The organism is Bacteroides cellulosilyticus DSM 14838 (assembly GCF_000158035.1).
Lineage (GTDB): Bacteria > Bacteroidota > Bacteroidia > Bacteroidales > Bacteroidaceae > Bacteroides > Bacteroides cellulosilyticus.
Genome location: NZ_EQ973491.1, coordinates 1,396,159 through 1,418,471 on the forward strand (window position 1 = coordinate 1,396,159; position 22,313 = coordinate 1,418,471).

The window sequence follows — 22,313 nt, forward strand, 5'->3', positions numbered from 1 at the left end:
TGAAAAGGATGTAACTGTCTGTGTGATAATGCACTTGGTGTTCCACTAAGATCAGTCGTAGTGGAACACGAGTTCAGTCCTAGTGGGAAGTGGCTTCAGTCGTAGTGGGAAGTACCTTCAGTCCTAATGGGAACTATCCTCAGTCGTAGTAGGAAAATAGCTCGCTATACAGTTGTAAATTCCTCTAATGGGAAATGAATTCCGTTAACGGCTTTTCGATAATCAGTTGACGTATCCTAAAAGATCTCCTCAAAAAGATTGTCTCCCCCGGTAAAATTCAAAATGTCTTCTAATTTGCCTTTTACTTTTGCCTCAGAATTTTGAGATAAAAGAAAGAAAAGGTATGAAAAGATTTGTTTTAGGCATCGTGGTCATTTGTTGGATTACGATTGTATTCGCTGCAGGAAATGGCAGTAAAGTGACAGGAATCTTAAGTGGTAAAACGAATAAAGTACCGGTGGAGTTTGCCACGATAGCTTTGTACGAGGCAACAACAAAAAAACTTGTGACGGGAGCTATGACAGATTCTACCGGATGCTTTCATCTGGAAGATGTGCCAACGGGTCGTTATTATCTAGTGGGTAGTTATGTCGGTTATGGTGAAACACAATCTGAAATGTTCACTGTGGGTAATGGTAATCAGACGGTTGATGTCGGTGTATTGTGGATTGACGATAAAGGTCAGGTATTGAATGAAGTGGTGGTAGCCGGGCGAAAATCCACTTTTGTGCCTAAACTGGATCGTAAGGTATTTAATGTAGGACAGGATTTGATGAGTTCGGTAGGTTCGGCAAGCGAGTTGATGCAGAATATTCCTTCGGTAGAGGTGGATTTGGAAGGTACGGTCAGCCTGCGTGGTAATGAGAATGTGACTATCCTTATTAATGGAAAACCATCCGCACTGATGAGCGGCAGGACACGGACTGATGCTCTGAATCAACTTGCCGCAAACAGTATCGAACGTATCGAGGTAATTACTAATCCTTCGGCAAAGTATAAACCCGATGGTGTGAGCGGTATTATTAACATCGTATTGAAAAAGGAGGGCAAGGCGGGACTGAATGGCACTTTGACGGCGAATACCGGTAGCCACGACCGTTACAATGCCGGAGTGAATTTGAATTACGGCATCAATGGGGTGAATTTCTTTGGCGGTTATGCTTTCCGGCAAGATCGCTATGACCGTAGTATTTTTGACAATCGTACATCGCCCACGGAATACATTAACCAGACGACTCTCGGTACAGGTCGTCCCGTGTCGCACACATTACGACTTGGAATGGGAGTAAACCTTTCGACTCATGATGTCATGGAAATTTCGGGAAGCTATAATCGCCGTCATTTCCTGCGAAGTGAGCGTATAGAATCTGTTACGGAAGATATAAATCATCATTTGGAAGATTTTTATTTTCGCAATCGCAGGGCTGATGCCAGGGAGAATATGTGGGAAGGAAACTTTCTTTATACCCACACCTATGGAAAGGGCAATGAATGGAGTGTGAACTATACTTATTCTTCCGAAAGTGAAGACGAACAGAATGAATATTCTACCATGCAAATGGAGAATGACACTAAAGACAATGAGTGGGTATGGGATGCCGATTATTTACATATCGGAAAAGTGCATTGGCAGCATCATTTGTCGGAATGGACAAAACTATCGGCAGGTTATGAACTGGAAGCGCTTCGTGCCGAACAGAATTATCATGTGGAGAATTGGGATGGAGCATCTTTCATTCCTGATCTTGACCGCACAAGTGATTTTACCCATCATCGCACCCTTCATTCTTTCTTCTCTACTTTAGAAATGAATCCGGGAGAGTGGAGTCTTATGGCCGGACTGCGTGGAGAATATGCTGATATCTGGAACAATCTTTATTCTCTTGACAGCATCACGAGGCAGCACTATACCAATATTTATCCTACGTTACACGCCTCCCGCAAACTGAATGAGCACAATGAACTCCAACTAAGCTATAGCCTTCGTGTGAACCGTCCGGAAGGTAGTGATATGAATCCATTTGCCGAGCGTATCAATCCACTCAGTCTTTCGGCGGGTAATCCTGATTTGAAACCGGAAAAGATACATTCGGTGGAGGCGGGATGGCTGTGGCACAATGATACAAATGCATCGTTGATGACTACAGTCTATTATCGCTATCTTACCAATCAGATTACCGAAGTATCACATTTGGTGGAAACAAGAGCAAAAAACACACAGCGAAGTTAGAATATGATGAGAGTATGTAAAATCCTTATATTACTTGTACTTTGTGCATTTACAGTAATCGGACAAGCACAGGAGGATTCTGTCAAAACGGATACGGTTCGGGTAATGGATAATAATCCATACCGTTTCCGCATCCGGCAGATCATTTTACCTGCAACTTTGATTGGAGTGGGGATTATCGGGTTGGAAAGCCATTGGCTGCAATATCAGAACCGGGAGTTACGTGACGAGCTACGGGAAAACATTGACAGTAAATTTACGGTTGATGATTTTTCGCAGTATGCTCCGATGTTTGCTGTTTATGGCTTGAATTTGTGTGGTGTAAAAGGAAGGCATAGCTTTACGGATCGTACCATAATCCTTGCTACTGCCTATGCACTAATGGGTATCACCGTAAACACATTTAAAATGACGGCCAGTGTAGAGCGTCCTGATGGAAGTAGCCGTAACTCCTTCCCGTCGGGGCATACCGCAACCGCTTTTATGGGTGCGGAGTTTTTGCGTAAGGAATATTGGGACGTTTCTCCATGGATAGGTGTTGCCGGGTATGCAGTAGCTGCCGGTACAGGCTTCTTTCGTATGTATAACAATCGTCATTGGCTGACAGATGTGCTTACCGGAGCCGGAATCGGAATACTGAGTACTCAGGCGGCTTATTGGCTTTATCCAACTATTACAAAGACTTTCTTCCGTAAGCGGTATAAGAATATATTTATTTCTCCTTATTTCTCAAAAGAAGAAAAAGGAGTAAGTTGTCATATCGCTTTCTAAAGGATACTCGTTGCAATTAATAAGGAATAAACTTCAGAATAATAACTTTCTGTGTTTGGTCGTCTATTCTGAAACGATTATCAGTACGTTCGCCTATCAACCAAATGATATGGGAGCCACTGCAAAGCACCCATTGTTGCTCTTTGCGGGAAAGGGAGAATTTTCGATCAGTAAGGTAGTCACTGACCTTTTTTCGCCCAGTCATACCAAAGGGAACGAATGTGTCGCCTTGTCGGTAGTGTCTGACTGTGAGAGGTTGTTTTAGTTTGTCTGCATCGAAGCAAGCAGTGTTTCGGTCGCGGGGAATGATGAAATCATCCGTGACTTCTAATTCTTCCATTGTCAAACGGAAGGGTAGGGCAGGATCATCTGGAGAAAAGACTGTTGAAACATCTTCTGAACAGATCGGTTCTAGCAGTAGAAGCTCTCGATCTTTAATCACGCGCCATTCTCCACTGAGGAATATTTTCCCCGGTTGCCCATTCAGAGAGGTGAAAATATCTTTGATCTGTGCACTGTTAAATCCTAATGGAGATAAGATCTCAAATAATAAGGTTTCCGGTGCAGATTCTTGGAGCAAAACACTGATCAGGATACCTTGTTCGGTTTGCACTTTCTGCTTGCCTTCTTCTATTCCTTTTTTATATAAGAGAGCTGCATCATTCAGATGTTCTGCAGTGCGGAGAAGGTTTTCTTTTACAGAGGGATTGATTTCCTGCATAAGTGGCAAGAGGTTGAGGCGTATCTTGTTGCGTGTATATTCGTCTTGCAGGTTAGTGCTGTCCGTTACGTAAGATTGTCCGATTTCTTGTAGGTATTCGGTTATTTCTTTCCGGTCGAGGCATAACAAGGGGCGGACAATGTTTCCGTTTTTGGGACGGATACCCAATAGTCCGTTGATGCCTGTTCCACGGATAAGGTTGAGCAGGAGAGTTTCTACACTATCATCTTTATGATGGGCCACGGCGATAACGTTGGCTCCTTGTTGTAGACGGAGCTGCTCAAACCAAGCATAACGTAATTCCCGTGCTGCCATTTCAATGGATATGTGGCGCTTTTCCGCTTCTTCCGTGGTTTGGAAATGTTGGACATGTAACGGAACTTCCAGCTGCAAGCATAGTTCGCGGACAAACATTTCATCTCGAACCGACTCATCGCCCCGCAGATGGAAATTGCAATGTGCCGCCTCGCAGGTGTACCCCATAGCAAGAAGTAGACGCAACAAAGCTACTGAGTCCGCTCCGCCACTCAGCGTTACCAGTATTTTGTCTTCTCGTGTGAAAAGCTTCTCCTGATCAATATATTGCGCTATTTTCTTTATATTCATAATGGTGCAAAGATAATATTAACGGATTGAATTCTTTCTAATTCTTCGGAACAAAGTGGAGAATGGAGAATATTTCTCCTTATTTAAAAACAATCTAAATAATTTGTAGGCTAAATACAAATCATTTATCTTTGCATCCAAATTAAAGAAAGAGAGAAGACTATGCGTTTATCCGAATTAAAAACTGGAGAAAAAGGTGTAATCGTTAAAGTACTGGGGCATGGCGGTTTCCGCAAACGAATTGTAGAAATGGGTTTTATTAAAGGCAAGACTGTAGAGGTTTTGCTGAATGCCCCGCTGAAAGACCCAATAAAATACAAAGTAATGGGGTATGAAATCTCTTTGCGCCGACAGGAGGCAGGGATGATTGAAATACTCAGCGAACATGAGGCGAAAGAGCAAGTGACAAAACCGAATTATCATCCGGGAATGAGTGAAGATATTTATCCGGGGGAAGAAGAACTGAAACGTATCGCTCTCGGTAAACGTCGTACCATTAATGTTGCATTAGTGGGTAATCCAAATTGTGGAAAAACTTCTCTGTTTAATATTGCTTCCGGTTCACACGAACATGTTGGTAACTACAGCGGCGTTACAGTGGATGCTAAGGAAGGTCATTTTAATTTCCAAGGTTATCATTTCCGCATAGTCGATTTGCCGGGTACATATTCGCTATCAGCATATAGTCCTGAAGAAATGTATGTCCGTCATCATATTATTGATGAAACACCGGACATTGTTATCAATGTGGTAGATTCGTCCAATCTGGAACGTAATCTGTACCTCACTACCCAGTTGATTGACATGAACGTGCGTATGGTGATGGCGCTCAATATGTACGATGAACTGGAAGCCAGTGGCAACACGCTGGATTACATGAAACTGAGTGAACTCTTTGGTGTTCCTATGGTTCCTACCGTTTCGCGTACGGGCAAAGGCATCGAAGATCTTTTTCACGTTGTTATCAGTATTTACGAAGGTGCCGACTTCCTCGATCAGAAAGGCAAGGTACGTGCAGAAGTGTTGAATGACCTGCGTGAATGGCATCGGGAGTATGTGCCCGGCTATACCGGTGGGGCTCATAAAGAAGAAGAAGTACGTCATCATGGATTCTATCGTCATATTCACATTAACCACGGTCCTGAACTGGAACGCAGCATTGAAGAGGTGAAGCGGGTGATTAGTGAGAATGAGGGTATCCGTCATAAGTATTCTACCCGCTTTCTTGCCATCAAACTTCTGGAGAATGATCCGGATTTGGAAACGCTGATTAAAACTTTACCCAACGGCAAAGAAATCATAGATGTCCGTGATCAGGAAAGCCGCCGTATCCGAGACGTGCTGAATGAGGATTGTGATCAGGCAATTACCGATGCAAAATATGGTTTTATATCCGGTGCACTGAAAGAAACCTTTGTGGATAATCACTTGGATAAAGAACATACTACACGTGTGATAGACTCTATCGTAACGCACCGTGTGTGGGGATTCCCCATTTTCTTCCTGTTCATGTATCTCATGTTCGAAGGGACGTTCGTGCTTGGCGAATACCCGATGATGGGTATCGAATGGCTGGTAGAAACTCTCGGTAACTTTATACATGCCAATATGGCGGACGGACCGTTGAAAGATCTATTGGTAGATGGTATTGTAGGTGGTGTTGGTGGTGTGATTGTCTTCCTGCCGAACATCCTTATTCTTTATTTCTGCATATCGCTGATGGAAGACTCCGGTTATATGGCGCGTGCTGCATTTATCATGGATAAGATTATGCATAAGATGGGGCTGCATGGTAAATCCTTCATTCCTCTGATTATGGGCTTCGGATGTAACGTACCTGCTATTATGGCTTCGCGCACTATTGAGAATCGTAAAAGCCGACTTATTACCATGCTCGTCAATCCGTTGATGTCATGTAGTGCCCGCCTGCCTATTTATTTGTTGCTGGTAGGTGCATTTTTTCCGAACAATGGTAGTTTGATACTGTTATTAATATATTCAATAGGTATTCTGTTGGCGGTATTGCTGGCGCGTTTATTCAGCCGTTTTCTGGTGAAGGGGGATGATACTCCGTTCGTAATGGAGCTTCCGCCTTACCGTTTACCGACAGCAAAAGCTATTTTCCGTCACACGTGGGAGAAGGGGGCACAATATCTTCGTAAAATGGGAGGTATTATCATGATAGCTTCCATCGTAATATGGGCATTGGGATATTATCCTGACCATGATGCGTATGAAACGGTTGCCGAACAGCAGGAGAATTCCTACATCGGACAGATAGGAAAGGCTATGGAGCCGGTAATTGCACCTTTGGGTTTTGACTGGAAACTTGGTATCGGTATACTTTCAGGTGTGGGCGCTAAGGAATTAGTGGTAAGTACATTGGGCGTGCTTTATACGAATGATGCTGAAGCAGATGCCGTAAGTCTTGCCGAACGTATTCCGATTACACCGTTGGTAGCTTTCTGTTATATGGTGTTTGTATTGATCTATTTCCCATGTATAGCTACGATTGTAGCAATCAAGCAAGAATCTGGTAGCTGGAAATGGGCATTATTTACGGCAGTGTATACCACGCTGCTTGCGTGGGTAATGGCATTTGCCATTTATAGAATAGGAGGATTATTTGTATGATGAATTGGCAACAATGGGTAGTTGCAATCCTGTTACTGTTGTGTATTGTCCGGATCGGATGGGGAATTTATGCATTTTTTCGCCGGACAAGAGAAAATGGTAATCCATGTGCAAATTGCGTAACCGGTTGTGACTTAAAGCGATTGATGGATGAGAAGCGTGCAGAGTGTAGTGCGACGAAAAAAGAAAAGAAGAAAAATTGCTGCGGATAGTTGGAATTTCCAAAAAATGTACTACCTTTGCAACCGCAAATGAGAAAGATTGGTTCCTTGGATGAGTGGCTTAGTCAGCGGTCTGCAAAACCGTGTACGGCGGTTCGAATCCGCCAGGAACCTCAAAACGAACAAAATGCCCTGAGTAGAAATACTCAGGGCATTTGTTGTTTATTGACCTTCAGTGACTTAGCTACCCTGCCATTTGGGTAGAAAATCGTGCGAGTGTAGACCGAATGTAGTCCGAGCCTCCTAAAACGATACGATTGTAGCACATGAAAAGTATTAATTTTAGGTTTTTCCCTATCAATAATTATAGAATTCACCAGTTAGTTCTCATTTTCCCATATTACTTTTGTTACAAACCAAAAGAAATACGCCATGAAAAAGATTCTATTTATCCTATTTACAGTTCAGTCTGTTTTAGCTCCCCATATAACGAAGAGCTATAGTGTTAATTCTATCGAGGATAGTTACGAATATTCGATAGTCAATCAAGAAAAGAAAACAGTCAAAAAAGACATTTTAGGCAATACGATTATTGAAGATGATAATGGTAATAAGATTACGATTAAAAAAGATATTCTGGGAAATATTATTATTGAAGGTAATAATGGTGATAAGATTACAATCAAAAAAGACATTTTAGGAAATATTACTATTGAAAACAATAATGGTAATAAGAAAACTATTAAAGAAGATATTTTAGGGAATACGATTATTGAGGACAATAATGGCAATAGGAAGACTGTCAAAAAAGATATCTTTGGCAATACTATTATTGAAGACAATAAAGGGCACAAGCAGATTATCAAAAAGGATATATTTGGAAATTCCACTATCGAAGACTATTAGGTAGACATTCTTTTCCATCTTGTTTTCTTCCCTTTCGGAAAAAAGTATCCATGAACCCTAATTGTTCATGGATACCATTCCGTTCGCATGGCTGAATATTCCTTGATCAATCAGTAATTGTATAGTCTGTTCCGTTACCATATCTAGATTGTTTCCTTTCCTACTGAAACCGAGAAGTTGGGAAGTCAGCCGTTTCAGATCTTCAGTCGGCATAGATATCTGTTGCTCTATGGCATAGCGGGCGGCGCTCATTACTTCTAGGATTGGAATATCCAGAATATCGCGTTTGGAGTTGATGCGGTAAAAGTCGCAGTCTTTAGCTTTCTCTTCATCTTCCCAGTAAATTATAGTATCTCCCGATAAAGGGTCTTTATATGCATCTTCAAGAAGATTGTCGATAAATACCTGTAAACGGGTGGTAACTCTTGTTAGATTCCAAATTCGTAATATCCTTTTATATAGCAGAGTATTTGTTATGGGCTGTTCAATCTTGACTATTTGTTGAAGTTGTTTTTTAACTTGATAGGAGGAAGCCATTACGGTATCGATATCTGTACTGTAGCCTATATCGGGCAAGTCAGCAAATATATATTCTCTTTCTCGATTGTTCACTAACTCTACAACAGGTTCATTCTCTATACTGAATGTTTTCAGAACATTATTCTCTATCGGAAGAGGAGGCTGTTCTTCTACTTTTGTGTTTTTTAAATCTTCCAGCTTTTTGATAATGCGCTCCACGACGTTCTCCTTATGTTCAAACCAGTCGACGGACCATACACGCATTACATTCCAGTGGAGCATCTGCAAAACATTCGGTTGTACTATTTCACGGTCCCTTGTGGTTTTGGTTTCATAATAGTTTCTGCCGTCACACAATATTCCCAGAATATATGTATCCGGTTGCAACGGATTGACAATCGCTAAATCTACTTTAAAGTTTGACCGCCCTACCAGAGTATCCACTTTATAACCACGCTGAGTAAGTTCCTGTGCAATTAAAGTGATAAGATTACTTTGTTGCAGGTTCTGGAGCTGGATGGCCGGAACAGGTGAGGTGCCGCGTTCTGCAAATTCAAGGAACCTCTTTAAGCCTTCTACACCTTTGGACTTTGTACGTTTCAAATCTATTTGTTCGGAACGTAAGGTTGAGAAGATAATCATCTCATAACGTGCACGCGATACGGCTACATTCAGACGACGCTCGCCACCTTGATTATTCAACGGTCCGAAATTCATAGATACATTGCCATTCCTATCCGGACCGTATCCTATAGAGAAAAGAATAATATCCCGTTCATCACCTTGTACATTCTCCAGATTCTTGATGAAAATAGGTTCATTACTTTGGAAAGCTTTTTCTTCCAATTCAGGATATTTGTTCAGTTCCTCAATGAGCATATCTTCTATCAAATTTTGCTGTACTTGGCTGAAAGATACGACGCCTATGCTTTTTTCAGGAACTTCAGGTGTACGTAGCCGGTTCAGTATTTCTTTCACAATGGCTTCAGCTTCGGCATGATTGCTGCGTGTACGTCCTTTATCATATGTACCATCTACCTGAACTAAACGTACTTTTGAAACTCTGTCATCCACAGAAGGAAAAGTATATAGCTTTCCATTGTAATACTGAGAATTACTGAAAGCAATCAGACTTTCGTGTTTGCTCCGATAGTGCCAAGTCAGATAACGGGATGGAATGGATAACGAGATGCAATCATCCAGAATGCTCTCCATATCGTCAAATTCAGCTTCTTCCTCGTCTACTTGTGAAGAGGAGAAGAAACTTGTCGGAGGCATTTGCTTGGGATCACCTACTACGACTAATGCGTTGCCGCGGGCTATTGCACCGACTGCCTCGCTGGTAGGCATCTGTGATGCTTCGTCGAAAATAACAAGATCGAACTTCTCTGCATCCAGATCGATATACTGAGCCACTGATATCGGACTCATCAACATGCATGGACATAGCTTGGGCAACAGAGTTGGTATCTGGTCTATAATTCTCCGGATAGATGTGCCACGTCCTCCATTTGAAATGTTCCTTTTTAGAATTCCTATTTCGGAACTGGAGGCAGCTTCCATTGTTAGTGATGGTATTCTGGCTGCTAATCTACAGTATAGTTCTTTTTTACTCAACTCCTGAAAATCTATAGTCAGTTGTTTGTATTTACTGATCATTTCCTCAAATAGCAACCCGTTGAAAAGGCGTAAAGTTTCGTCCGCATCAACGGTTTTTAGAGCTAATTGGTGATAAACGCCTTTCATATACGCATTAGAAGCTTCCGATCCGCTTTTATGCTTATCTGTTATATAGTTGATAACTACGGTTAAATGAAGAGATTCCAATTCTCTCTTACGGATGCACCATTGTCCCCAATCTTTAATCTTATTGAAGTGAGTTAGCCAGGTATTCAGTAGAACCGGTAGTTTCACTTCAAGATTATTATCCGGCAGTTGTATGTAGCATAAACCTTTTATTTCATTGAGAACCGTATTCAACTCGTTGGATGTATCGATTAGTTGCCTGAATGTATCTTTATTAGACTGTTGGAATGCGTTCCAGTCAATACTGATTTTATTTGCAAATTGATTCAGAACTTCTGCGAATGGCTGTTGAACGATTGCTGCGTATTCCGATAAAGTGTTGTAAATTATCGGAAGATTCTTAAGTATAGAATCAATATCATCCCATTTCTCTTTGCTCTTTCTTCCTAAGAAGCCGAAAGAAGATGATAATTCGGAAGATTGTTCTTGAATGATCTTATTATTCTTTTGATAAGCATTTAGCTTTTCTAACAGGCTTGGTATTTGTGCTGCCTGCAAACTCGTATTGTAAAGTCTGAGCTTTTTCAGATAAGAACGTTTGGCAAAGAATTTAGGTAAGAACCATTTCAATTCGATAGCTTTCCATTCTTGTTGGAGGGCAAATGCATTTTCTCCCAGAATTTGAGGTGCATACTCTTTACCCAGTTCAGCTTGTAACTGATCTCGCTTACGACCGGACAGGATAATATCTTTCCATTCTTCTATCAAGTCGGTATTACCACCCATTTCCAATAACGTTTTATTCAGATATGGGATGGATAGAAGCTGGTTACATATCTTGCCCATCCAGTTGATCCCATCCCAATTATCAGGTATCGAGATTCCCAGACTATTTGAAAGCAACTTTCTGTTAGCGGTAATCGAGGTGAATAAATTAATAAAGCGCCTGATTCCGGCTTGTAATTTCTGAGAGCTCTCTATGGAAGTATCGTATGGCTCCAGTCCCTTTAACGGGTGATCTTGCGGATGCCCTGTTATCTGAAAAACTGTATCCAGTTCCTGGATATTTTCGCAAAAGTCTATCAGTTGATTTTGGGTGATGGAGGGAAACAGAGAAAAGTCGATCGACAATTCATCTCCCTGTATCGATAAGTAGTTTGTAATGCAATCATAAAGAGAAAAGCCGGAAGCATGGGGATGATGCAATGCTTCCATATAATCGATTAATTTCTTTCTACGCTCAAATAATTGCTTTGAAGTGCTTTCAAACTCGGCTGGAGACTGAATGTGAATGACTTCTATAGCCTTCTGAAGCTGAGCCAGAAAATGAGATTTAGTGACCTTATTAGAATGTAGTTCCAGACAGAACGGATCTAATCCTATCTTAGTCAGACGGTTTTGTACTACAGAAAGTGCCGCCATCTTTTCTGCTACAAACAGCACACGTTTTCCTTTGTACAGGGCATTGGCTATCATATTGGTAATGGTCTGTGATTTACCGGTTCCCGGAGGTCCATGCAATATGAAGCTCTTTCCTTCTCCTGATTCAATAACGGCTTCCAACTGCGAAGAATCGACATCAACAGGAATGGCAAAATGGAGAGGTTCAAGATTTTTGTCTATTTCTCTGGCGTTAATCTCCGGAGTCGTATCCTGCCATTGAATACGATTTTCCATCAGACTGGCTATAATGGCGTTCTCTTTCAATTTGTCTGCATTGGTATGAATATCATTCCACATGACAAACTTGTTGAATGAGAATAGCCCCAACATTGATTCTTCCACTACATCCCAACCTTTCATATTACGAATGCAGGTACGAATCGTAGCGAATATCTTTTTCACGTCTACGCCACTATCATCTTTTGGCAACGGATTCAACCCGGAAAGATTAACACTGAACTGTTGTTTCAATAGTTCGACGAGCGTTATGTTCAATATTATTTCTTCGTCTCTGGTGCGGATGATATATCCGCTTGAACCTCCACGGCGCACAATGTCTACCGGTAACAGTAAGATAGGAGCAAAGCGTGGTTTCACGCTCTTAGGAGACTCGTACCACTTCAGGATTCCTAAAACGAGGAACAGTGAATTGGCGCCATTTTCTTCGATGGCGGTTCGCGATGTACGGTATACAAATTTGAGTGAGTTCTGAAGTTCGCTTTCGGTCAGATAAGAACGAAGTTTTTTGTTTCTCAGCTCGCTGATTACTAATTCTTCCAAATTCTCTTTCCATAAAGAAGAATCATAGAGACCTGTCTCACCCGGTTCTATTTTACTTTTAGCGGGACTGGGTAATATCTGGTAGTTTTCTCCGGCTTGCAAATGATCTTCCAGATGGTCAATTTCAAAAGATATGAATGGTATAACCCTTCTACCAAGACGGATGTTAATCAGATTATTGCGTAGAGAAAAATCCAGCAGTTTTCTTTCCCAAATAATCTGCTTGGTTATTTCATCCTTGCTGTCCTCCAGTTTTATTTCATACCGGTCCAGTCGGTGTATTCTTTGGGTTACATTCTCATGTTCTATTCCGCTGTTTTCTATTTGCCATTCACCGTTATGGTTTATGCGTTGTGGCAATGGACGGATTTTATCCAGTCTGCACCTATATACATCGATAAACAGCTCGAATCTGTTTTCTTCTTTGAGTTCTCTCTGAGCCATTGTAGCAGCTTCTTCAAATGAAATATTTTGAGAAGATGCCAGTGCGGTTGTCTCTACTAATACAATGTCGCTGATGCCATTTGCACTCCCTTTGAGTAGAAAGGAAGCATCATCGCCTACGGTTTGATGATAAATATCTTCTGTAAGCCATGCACCTACCAATATATGTCCTTTCAACAAGACTAAAAGAGGATGAATGCCATTGGCTTCCAGACAGGAAGCATAGAGTAAAGTCAGGTCTATACATGTACCTAGTTTGCTGGTGAGTACATTATCTACCAAGCGGATACGCTGCCCCGAAGTTTCAAAGCTGGCTGGAACTGTAGAATATATTAAAGACTCAGACCGGAGAGCTTCATAAATAGCAGCTACCTGTGCACGTACTCGGTTGGGGTCCTGTGTCTGATACTCGTCTAAGGCAGAGTTTCCGGTCCACTTTTCGAGGAATTGTGAGGCTTTTACGCTTATTCTTGAAAGTATGGGATGATTGGGAGTAACAAATGTAGCTAAGAGTTCGGGCATAATCCTGGAACCGGTCCACTGATCGTATGCCATCAGTTTGATGGGAAATGTTTGCTGATGGGCTATCTCACCGGAAATCGTAATAACCAGATGAAAGATAGTATCGATGCCTTCTGTCAATTCGATTAATTTTCCACTTTCAGGTGATATTTCCAGGTTGTTGATTTGAATGTTCTGTCCGTGCGGAATGACTTCGAGAATACTCTCTGAGTACTTAATTAGTTCTCCATCTATCGAAACTTTGATATTGTTCCAATCGACTTCATCACTGTTCATTAGTTCGCAGAAATTGCATGAAGGTACATGGTTGTGTATCATTGCATAATTGATGCATGGCAGGTATTCCAGGTGGATTGTTCCATTGAAGGTGCCTGTAATTGTGTTGTCGTTTCCCATTGTTGTTATAGAATTTAACTGATAAAAGAGGTGATCCCATAATATCATTCCCGGATTCAAAGTTATAAATATAATGCTAATAATCTATACTTTATTTATAATTTAGTGAGATATTTGTCGCTTATTTAGTTCAAAAAGGATTCACCCTATTGTTCATTGTGCTGATTTTTGTGATATTTGCAACGCCTTAGAACAAAAATCACTGTTGAATTGTTTAATAACTGACAAATTTTATATCTATATGTATATTACTCTCATTGTTTTATTCCTTTCTGCGATATTCTTTATGAGTGGCAAAGTGCGTTCGGATTTGGTGGCGCTTTGTGCTTTGGTGTTACTAATTATATTCGGTATTCTAACTCCGGAGGAAGCATTGACCGGTTTCTCCAATTCCGTCGTGATCATGATGATAGGATTGTTCGTTGTGGGCGGTGCCATTTTTCAGACGGGTTTGGCGAAGATGATCAGTAGTCGTATTCTAAAATTAGCCGGTGACAGCGAATTAAAGCTTTTTATTCTTATTGTACTGGTGACTGCCTTCATCGGCGCTTTTGTCAGCAATACCGGAACGGTAGCTTTGATGCTTCCTATTGTTGTCAGTATGGCTATGGGGACACAGATTAATGTCAGTCGCCTGCTGATGCCACTTGCATTTGCCAGTAGTATGGGAGGTATGATGACACTTATCGGTACACCACCGAACCTTGTAATTCAGGAAGCACTGACTTCTGCTGGATATGCGCCCCTTACTTTTTTCTCATTTACTCCTGTCGGACTGGTTTGTGTAGCTGTCGGATTGGTGATACTGATTCCATTGAGCAAAATTTTCCTGACTAAGAAAGGCGATAAGGATCGTAAGGGCAAAAAGAATAAATCACTGAAAGAGCTGGCAGGGGAGTACCAATTGTTCCAGAACTTGTGTCGGGTACGAGTGGAAAGTAGATCCCCTTTAACTGGAAAGACCATACAGGAACTGAGTATTCCACAACGTTATAATGTGGGTATAATGGAGGTTCGCCGTCAGTCATCTTCTTCGCGTCGTCATTTCTTTAAGACGATGAGCCAGGAAATGGCTGCTGCTGATACCATTATTCAGGAGAATGATATTCTGTATGTACTGGGAGATTTTACGAATGTGGAGCGCTTTGCAGAAGAAAATACATTGAAGTTATTGGATACGCATGATGCAGAAGGCACCGTAGAATCAAAGAGTGATGAACTTGAATTCACGGAAATCGGTATTGCTGAAATTGTATTGATGCCTGCTTCTAACCTGGTCAATAAGCCGGTAAAGGATTCTGGTTTCAGAGAGAAATATGGGGTGAATATTCTGGGTATCCAACGCAAACGTCAGTATATTCTAAAGAATTTGAAGGATGAAAAGATGCATTCGGGAGATGTGCTGTTGGTGCAAGGAACATGGGAGAATATAGCGCGTTTGAGTGAAGATCCCTCTGATTGGGTAGTACTTGGACAACCGCTTGCCGAGGCTGCCAAAGTAACCCTGAATCATAAAGCACCTGTTGCCGCCATTATCATGTTGGGAATGGTGGTAATGATGATGTTCGATTTTATCCCTGTCGCTCCGGTAACGGCAGTAATGATTGCAGGTTTGCTGATGGTGCTTACCGGCTGTTTCCGAAATGTGGAAGCGGCATATAAAACTATTAACTGGGAAAGTATTGTTCTGATTGCCGCTATGTTGCCTATGTCGTTGGCGCTGGAAAAGACCGGAGCTTCCGAATTGGTGTCCCAATCGCTGGTAAACGGGCTAGGTAGTTACGGACCTTATGTGTTATTAGCAGGTATTTATTTCACCACTTCGCTGATGACTATGTTTATTAGTAATACGGCTACGGCAGTACTTCTTGCACCGATTGCGCTTCAGTCTGCCATACAGTTGGATTTGAGTCCGTATCCGTTCCTATTTGCTGTAACTGTGGCAGCCAGTATGTGTTTTGCTTCTCCGTTCTCGACTCCGCCCAATGCATTGGTGATGCCTGCAGGACGTTATACATTCATGGATTATGTTAAAGTAGGTTTGCCTTTACAGATAATTATGGGAATTGTGATGATCTTTGTGCTCCCGTTATTGTTCCCGTTTTAAAATAACTAAAGTATAAGATCGATGAAAGTAGTAAAAAGTTTGATTTTTATCTTGTTTGCCCTTTGTAGTTTATCGGGCAAAGCACAGGAAGTAACTGCCGATAGCACCGGTTACATTGTAAGAGTAGGGGGGATGGCTCCTAACTTTACCATTACCCTGACAGACGGTAAAGAAAGTTACCCTTTCCGAACTTCGTGGAAAGGTAGTGATGTTACAGTTCACTGCCAGTTGGTGTGGGGTATGCCGCAAAGAGATGCCTTTCATAGAAAAAGATATCTGGCTGAAACACAAAGATAATTCAGCATTTGCTCTTATTGGTATAGACCGTGATGAGCCGCTGGACAAAGTGATTGCATTCGGTAAATCAACCGGTGTTACTTATCCTTTGGGATTAGATCCGGGTGCAGATATCTTTGCCAAATATGCGCTTCGTAATGCCGGCATTACTCGCAATGTACTGATTGATAAAGACGGACGCATTGTGATGCTGACCCGCTTGTACAATGAGGAGGAATTTGCCGCATTAACGAAGAAGATAGACGAAATGCTGGCAAAGAAATAATAAACAGAAAGTCCGGGTTGACCTTATTTCAAGGTCAACTTGGCTAAATAATCGTAGTGCTTTCCCTCTTTTACTAATTCCGCTTGGAAACCATTTTCGGCTGCATAAAGACTGAGTGTCTGGAAATCAATGTAAAGCCAGTCGAATGACTCTCCCAGAATGTCCTTATATTGCATCTGGAAGTCTATTTCTCCATAATAGTCACCTGCCAGATCGATCACAAAACTTCCGTCTTCTTCCTCAAACAGATAGCGCAGATCACTGGAGTCCATAAAGATGCAGCCGCTGGGTTGTAGCAGTTGCTTCATTCTTTTGAAGAAGGCAGGCAGGTTCTTCAACTTACCGATGATTCCAGAACCGTTCATCAACATTAATATTGTGTCGTATGTCTCTTGGAAATGTTCATCGAACAGATTGAGTAATGTGGCATGCCGTACACCGCGTTGTTGCATTACTTCTACTGAAAGCGGTGAAATATCAATGGCATGTACATCTTTGCCTGCTTCCTGCAAGGCAAGACTATGACAACCGCTTCCGGCTCCCACATCCAGAATCTTTCCCGTAGCCAGTTGCAGGGCGGTACGTTCCAGAAGAGGCATCTGCTTTTCCATGCGAAAAAGTTCCTTTACCGGAATTTCATCCTCATCGAACTGTGAGGAGAAAACCCGTAGTCGTTCGGCCTTGTGTCGTTTATAATAATCTGCAATAGCAGTACCCATCGGATCCTTGTCAACAGAAAGCAGCGTAGTGTTCATTCTATTCAATCTTTAAAAGTTGTCCGCAAAGATACGAAAAATGCAGTCTGTTAGTAGAAAAAAGCTATCTTTGTGGTCAATATATGGATAAAGCCATACTTCGCACTGGCTTATAAATGTAATAGTAATAGAAACCGAATATGAGTATAGAAGATGCAATAATGGGCGGTATCGTCTTTAGAGGAAAGAAAGACAAACCTAAGGAAGATGGAAAGGTGAAAACTAAAGCCAAGAAGAAATCGTATATTACCGGGAAACATGGTTCCGGTGCTGCCAAGATGAAGGCGGATATACGAAAGAAAAGGGCAGGTCGTCATAAATAAGATGATAAGATGGTAAAATGATAAATGGTAAGATGAGGAAATGTAATCCTATCATCTTACCATTTATCATTTTACCATTCTTTCATCATTTTGCCGGAAGCACCTCTATCCAGTAATCATCCGGATCATGGATGAAGTACAATCCCATAGTTGTATTTTCAAAGCATACCCAACCCATTTCTTTATGGTATTGGTGAATAGCTTCATAATCACCGGCAACACGGAAGCATAAATGGCTTTCGTTCTCTCCAAGTTCATAAGCTTGCGGATGATCTTTCAGACAAGTCAGTTCCAAGAGGAAACCTGTGCTGTTATCTGTCAGGTAAACCAATGTGAAGGAGCCATTTGAGGCTTCTTTACGATGATGTTCTTTCAATCCCAATGCCTTTTCATAGAAAGCAATACTACGTTCCAGATTGGTAACGTTGATATTAAAATGATCGAATTTAGCTTTTATTTCCACGTAATTAGTGATTAGTAATTAGTAATTATTTAACGAATGCCTTCAGTATTTCACCCACATACATGCGTGGCTGACCTTCCATCGGAGTCTGTGAAGGCATCTTCTTACATTCCAAAACAACTGACGGTTCGGTTTGGTTTGCCGGATAGAAACGAACGGTGTAAGTTTCTGCCGTCTCCATCTGTTCGTAAGGCTGGTCGGGAGAAAGGAAGCTGAAAATAACAGGCTTGCCTGATGATTTGCCCAATGAACCACCTGCGTTTGCTGTCATCATGGTCATGTTGAAAGCATCCGAGCCGATTACAAGCACTAACTTGCCCGCACCCATTTGGATGGCATTTGCCGGCAATTGATCCGGAGCTACTTCTTTGTAACCGGGCACTGTACCTGACGTTGCAGGAGTAGCCGGGGTGAGCGGAGTGGCGGGGATTACTGTGACTTTGCCGGTTTCAGCCGGAGTCTTCACTTCAACTTCTGCTTTTGGGGCAATTACTATCGGACCAGAGTTTACAACACTCTTTTCCTCTTTCTTAGCTTCCTTTTGCTCAGCTGCTTCGGCTGCTTTCTTAGCAGTGCTTGCACTGAGGGCTTCGGCTGCTCCAAGGGCCAGGTCGTCTACAAAGTCTACTGTTTTTCTACGCCATTTGGCAAGTCCGCGTACCAATTTGGTTTTGGCCTTGTTCAGTGCGTACTTGTCTACTATCCATTCTTCTGCCGTATATTTCTCTTTGCCTTCGCGATAGTTGAAACGGATTTTCTCTACTTCCATCGTACACTTCTCAGGTGCGCAGACAACTGAAAGCTGATAGAGTATCTTTGTACGGTCCAGAGAAAGCGCACTCGAACTGAATACGATCCATTCATCTCCCGTGCCTACGATTTGTCCTTCTTCCGGATTGGTGTAGACTACGCGACTGGTGTTCGCGTTTTTCTTCAGCCGCGCTTCCATCCAAGCCTGTATGCGTTTGAAGATTTCTTCCTGCGACATGCCGGGAATGCTGAATTCTTTGGTGAATACCACCTTTCCATCTACTTCGGGTACTGCACCTGCCAGATACTTGCTGTCGTCATCTTTATCTTTATTGGCGTCTGCAAACGCTGTGGCCGGCAGACAGATGCATAACAGCATAAAAAGAAACTGTGTCAAATTTTTCATAATGCGTATGTTTTATTGAGTAATATCGAAACTTTCGCCCCTACGGGTAATGGACAGGAAACGGCAACCTTTGCTTTCGGCAAACTCCCGGAAAGCATTTCCGCCCTTGTATTCCTCGCTGAAGTGCATAGGAACAAAGATAGCGGTTTTTATTCGTTCCACGAATTGTTCCGCACCTCTCATATAGTCTTTCCCGATGCGGTTGTCCACTGGAAACATGGCTACGTCTACCGAAGGGGCGGTCTGCTGGAGGTACTTCACCTCGGCAAGGAAGTCGCCTTCCGCTTTCCGGATTTCCTGTGGGGTGGACTCTTCACTCCAATGCCAGTTATTCAGGTCTCCGGCATGGAACAGCCGGATGCCTTGCAGGTCGATCAGAAAAGAGATGCCCACGTCCGTGGAGCCGAATGCTTCGATACGGATATTCGTGTCTTCGTACACATCACCTTTATTTATATAGGTGGCATCCTCACGTGTGGCGCGACGATGTTTCAGGATGTCCTTGGAGAAGATGTAGTGAATATCCGGACGCTCGACCTTCCATAAAAGAACTTCGCGATTAAAGTGGTCGGGGTGAAAATGGGAAGAGAGTACATATAGTTCTCCGGGTCTTCCCAACAGATAGTCATGAACGATACCTTTATTATATTCCGTTTCAGAGGAATCTTTGTAGTAATCGATAATGACTGTCACTCCGTCCGCTTCAATCGCGAAGCCGCTATGGTAAATGTAATCAAGTTTCATGCAAGGATCAATTTATAGCGCAATATTACGAAAAACGCTACACAAACCTTGGCTTTTAGCTGTTATTTTTATCTAAAAGACTTACATGGGCACTTCCATCAGCAGGATATGCGAGTCTTTCAGTGTTTCCAGCTCAAAGCTGTGGGTGTCATATACACCCATGCCGTCACGGCGTGAGAGTACAGTGTCGTCCACCTTCACTTCACCTTCAATCACGAAGATGTACACCCCTGCATGCGACTGGTGCATGTGGTAGCCGATTTTTTTGCCTGCTTCTATCTCTCCGATGGAGAACCATGCCTGTTGCAGCATCTTGGCAGGAGCGTCACCGTCCGGTGAAACAATCAACGTCAGTTCGTTCTTGCGCAGCAACGGGCGGATGTCATAATCCTGATAGGCAGGTGGTGTATTCAGCTTCTCCGGCATTACCCAGATTTGCAGGAACTCTACCGGTTCGGTGTCGCTGCCGTTCATTTCGCTGTGATAAATACCGGTACCGGCACTCATGGTCTGTATGTCACCCGGCGTGATGGATCGGCTGTTCTTCTGGCTATCACCATGTTTCAGCTTTCCTTTCAAGGGGATGGAGATAATTTCCATGTTTTTATGCGGGTGGGTGCCGAAGCCTTTACCTGGTTCTACACGGTCATCGTTCAGTACGCGCAGGGCACCGAAGTTCATACGGCGCGGGTTGTAGTAGGTGTCGAAACTGAATGTATGGTGACTGTCGAGCCAATCATATAGAGCACGTCCACGGCTTTCCGCTTTGTCTATTACTTTTTTCATAATTAATTCCTTTCTTTTAAATGGTTGATATGTTTAGATAACAAACTGGTTTTGAAAAAGTTTATGGTCAGATGTTATCCTCTGCTTATTGCAGATTCTTATTGTTAATTTTATATCTTGACTTTATTTTCCAAAGCTTTTCCGCTTGCAAAGTCTTTGATATTCTGAAGTGTGGTAGTGGCGATATTCTCCAATGCTTCACGGGTGAAGAACGCCTGGTGTGAGGTGACGATGACATTGTTGAAGGAAAGCAGACGCGCCAGTACATCATCATCGATGATGCGGTCCGACTGGTCTTCGTAGAAGTATTCGCCTTCTTCTTCGTACACATCCAGTCCGGCAGAACCGATTTTCTTGTTCTTCAATCCTTCTATCAGTGCGTTGGTATGAATCAGTTGTCCGCGTCCGGTATTGATAATCATTACGCCCTCTTTCATCTTGCTGATGGAGTAGTCGTTAATGAGATATTTGGTCTGCTCGGTGAGAGGACAGTGCAGGGAAATGATGTCTGAACTGTGGTAAAGTTCGTCCAGCGTGGTGTACACCACTTGATGCTCACGGGCAAAGTTATAGTCGGGGTATAGGTCATAAGCCAGTACGTTCATGCCGAAGCCGCGCAGAATCATAATAAGTTTCTTGGCAATCTTTCCCGTACCGATGATGCCAACCGTCTTGCCGTACATATCGAAACCAAGCAGTCCGTGCAGAGAGAAATTACCGTCTCGTGTACGCCAGGTGGCACGGGGGATTTTCCGGTTCAGCGACAGCATGAGGGCTACGGTATACTCTGCTACGGCATAGGGCGAGTAGGCGGGTACACGTACCACTGTGATACCACAATCGGCAGCCGCTTTCAGGTCTACATTGTTATATCCGGCACAACGCAATGCCAATAATTTCACGCCATTGTCCGCCATCATATGGAGCACTTCCGCATCTGCGGTGTCATTTACAAATATGCAGACGGCATCTACATTTTGTGTTAGTATCACGTTATGTTTATTCAGATGACCTTTGTAATAGCGGAGTTCAAAACCGTATTCTTTGTTCTTATCATTGAACGAAGCCTCGTCATAAGGCTTCGTGCCGAAGAAAGCAATTGTATATGCCATAGTTTATGGAGTTTTTAGAATTTATCGTCTGTCAATATAACACACGCGTGGCTAATAAGGTTCATTGGCGACAGTTGACTACGATATTGTGGATAGTTGTTGGTGACTGCGGATTATCTCAGTTTGGTGAGTCTTGTTCATAACGCTGCGGAAAGGAAATAATTTATCATTTCAAATAGTTTATTTGTTTTGATTTTTTGATATCGAAGGAGTGCTTTGTAAGTATCTGATTATCAGATGTATTACGATGGTGGTATCTCAGTATACGACTGAGGTAGCCTAAGTATCATATTGAGGTACCCTAAGTATCATACTGAGATACCCTAAGTATATGACTGATCGCACAATTATTCTGTTGTGTAAATATTTATTATAAACGCATAAAATGTTTATCATACAGGGTCATCGTTTTGCCCATAACGGACG

At 42.4% G+C, this 22,313-nt stretch carries 15 protein-coding genes, 1 tRNA gene and 1 pseudogene; 9 read left to right on the top strand and 8 right to left on the bottom strand.

Features of this window, described 5'->3' with window-relative positions; genetic code table 11:
- Nucleotides 1-343 precede the first annotated feature (343 nt).
- Both BACCELL_RS17750 and BACCELL_RS17755 read left to right on the top strand, forming a co-directional pair.
- Entirely contained in the window at nucleotides 344-2,230 is a 1,887-nt protein-coding gene (locus tag BACCELL_RS17750) for a TonB-dependent receptor (RefSeq protein WP_044154099.1), read from the top strand.
- 3 nt (nucleotides 2,231-2,233) lie between these two features.
- Nucleotides 2,234-3,001, top strand: a complete 768-nt coding sequence (locus tag BACCELL_RS17755) for a phosphatase PAP2 family protein (RefSeq protein WP_007213349.1) — start codon at nucleotides 2,234-2,236, stop codon at nucleotides 2,999-3,001.
- Between the two features lie 16 nt (nucleotides 3,002-3,017).
- Here BACCELL_RS17755 and tilS read toward each other — a convergent pair whose 3' ends face one another.
- Complete coding sequence (gene tilS / locus BACCELL_RS17760; RefSeq protein WP_007213350.1) at nucleotides 3,018-4,328, bottom strand: tRNA lysidine(34) synthetase TilS; 1,311 nt, start codon at nucleotides 4,326-4,328, stop codon at nucleotides 3,018-3,020.
- A gap of 162 nt (nucleotides 4,329-4,490) precedes the next feature.
- Between tilS and feoB the strand changes: the two genes are divergently transcribed.
- The 4 genes from feoB to BACCELL_RS17780 all read left to right on the top strand — a co-directional run bounded on the left by feoB (nucleotide 4,491) and on the right by BACCELL_RS17780 (nucleotide 8,029).
- Nucleotides 4,491-6,962, top strand: a complete 2,472-nt coding sequence (gene feoB, locus BACCELL_RS17765) for a ferrous iron transport protein B (protein WP_007213352.1) — start codon at nucleotides 4,491-4,493, stop codon at nucleotides 6,960-6,962.
- A complete protein-coding gene (locus BACCELL_RS27485) occupies nucleotides 6,959-7,174 on the top strand; it encodes a hypothetical protein (RefSeq protein ID WP_007213353.1) in 216 nt (71 codons plus the stop codon). Before feoB ends, BACCELL_RS27485 begins: the two co-directional genes overlap by 4 nt.
- Before the next feature lie 51 nt (nucleotides 7,175-7,225).
- Nucleotides 7,226-7,297 (top strand) — tRNA-Cys (locus tag BACCELL_RS17775).
- Nucleotides 7,298-7,555: 258 nt separating this feature from the next.
- The gene (locus BACCELL_RS17780; RefSeq protein ID WP_007213354.1) at nucleotides 7,556-8,029 is read left to right on the top strand and encodes a hypothetical protein; all 474 of its coding nucleotides are present in this window, start codon (nucleotides 7,556-7,558) and stop codon (nucleotides 8,027-8,029) included.
- A gap of 57 nt (nucleotides 8,030-8,086) precedes the next feature.
- On the opposite strand, the gene proA is transcribed toward BACCELL_RS17780, so the two are convergent.
- Nucleotides 8,087-13,879: an anti-phage protein ProA gene (gene proA, locus BACCELL_RS17785; RefSeq protein WP_044153965.1), complete on the bottom strand. Its 5,793-nt coding sequence runs from the start codon at nucleotides 13,877-13,879 to the stop codon at nucleotides 8,087-8,089.
- 241 nt (nucleotides 13,880-14,120) lie between these two features.
- Between proA and BACCELL_RS17790 the strand changes: the two genes are divergently transcribed.
- Nucleotides 14,121-15,986, top strand: a complete 1,866-nt coding sequence (locus tag BACCELL_RS17790) for an SLC13 family permease (RefSeq protein ID WP_007213356.1) — start codon at nucleotides 14,121-14,123, stop codon at nucleotides 15,984-15,986.
- A gap of 21 nt (nucleotides 15,987-16,007) precedes the next feature.
- Nucleotides 16,008-16,548: pseudogene (locus BACCELL_RS17795) on the top strand (TlpA family protein disulfide reductase).
- A gap of 23 nt (nucleotides 16,549-16,571) precedes the next feature.
- Here BACCELL_RS17795 and BACCELL_RS17800 read toward each other — a convergent pair.
- The gene (locus BACCELL_RS17800) at nucleotides 16,572-17,303 is read right to left on the bottom strand and encodes a class I SAM-dependent methyltransferase (protein ID WP_007213359.1); all 732 of its coding nucleotides are present in this window, start codon (nucleotides 17,301-17,303) and stop codon (nucleotides 16,572-16,574) included.
- 140 nt (nucleotides 17,304-17,443) lie between these two features.
- Between BACCELL_RS17800 and BACCELL_RS17805 the strand changes: the two genes are divergently transcribed.
- Nucleotides 17,444-17,626 carry a hypothetical protein gene (locus BACCELL_RS17805; RefSeq protein WP_007213360.1) on the top strand — a complete coding sequence of 61 codons (183 nt, stop codon included), beginning with the start codon at nucleotides 17,444-17,446 and terminating at the stop codon, nucleotides 17,624-17,626.
- Between the two features lie 85 nt (nucleotides 17,627-17,711).
- Here BACCELL_RS17805 and BACCELL_RS17810 read toward each other — a convergent pair whose 3' ends face one another.
- The 5 genes from BACCELL_RS17810 to BACCELL_RS17830 all read right to left on the bottom strand — a co-directional run bounded on the left by BACCELL_RS17810 (nucleotide 17,712) and on the right by BACCELL_RS17830 (nucleotide 21,887).
- On the bottom strand, nucleotides 17,712-18,089 hold the full coding sequence (locus BACCELL_RS17810; RefSeq protein WP_007213361.1) for a VOC family protein: 378 nt from the start codon (nucleotides 18,087-18,089) through the stop codon (nucleotides 17,712-17,714).
- Nucleotides 18,090-18,114: 25 nt separating this feature from the next.
- The gene (locus BACCELL_RS17815; RefSeq protein ID WP_007213362.1) at nucleotides 18,115-19,245 is read right to left on the bottom strand and encodes a DUF4468 domain-containing protein; all 1,131 of its coding nucleotides are present in this window, start codon (nucleotides 19,243-19,245) and stop codon (nucleotides 18,115-18,117) included.
- Nucleotides 19,246-19,257: 12 nt separating this feature from the next.
- Nucleotides 19,258-19,989, bottom strand: a complete 732-nt coding sequence (locus BACCELL_RS17820) for an MBL fold metallo-hydrolase (RefSeq protein WP_007213363.1) — start codon at nucleotides 19,987-19,989, stop codon at nucleotides 19,258-19,260.
- 81 nt (nucleotides 19,990-20,070) lie between these two features.
- Nucleotides 20,071-20,775, bottom strand: a complete 705-nt coding sequence (locus BACCELL_RS17825; RefSeq protein ID WP_007213364.1) for a pirin family protein — start codon at nucleotides 20,773-20,775, stop codon at nucleotides 20,071-20,073.
- Nucleotides 20,776-20,885: 110 nt separating this feature from the next.
- The gene (locus tag BACCELL_RS17830) at nucleotides 20,886-21,887 is read right to left on the bottom strand and encodes a 2-hydroxyacid dehydrogenase (protein WP_007213365.1); all 1,002 of its coding nucleotides are present in this window, start codon (nucleotides 21,885-21,887) and stop codon (nucleotides 20,886-20,888) included.
- Between the last annotated feature and the right edge of the window lie 426 nt (nucleotides 21,888-22,313).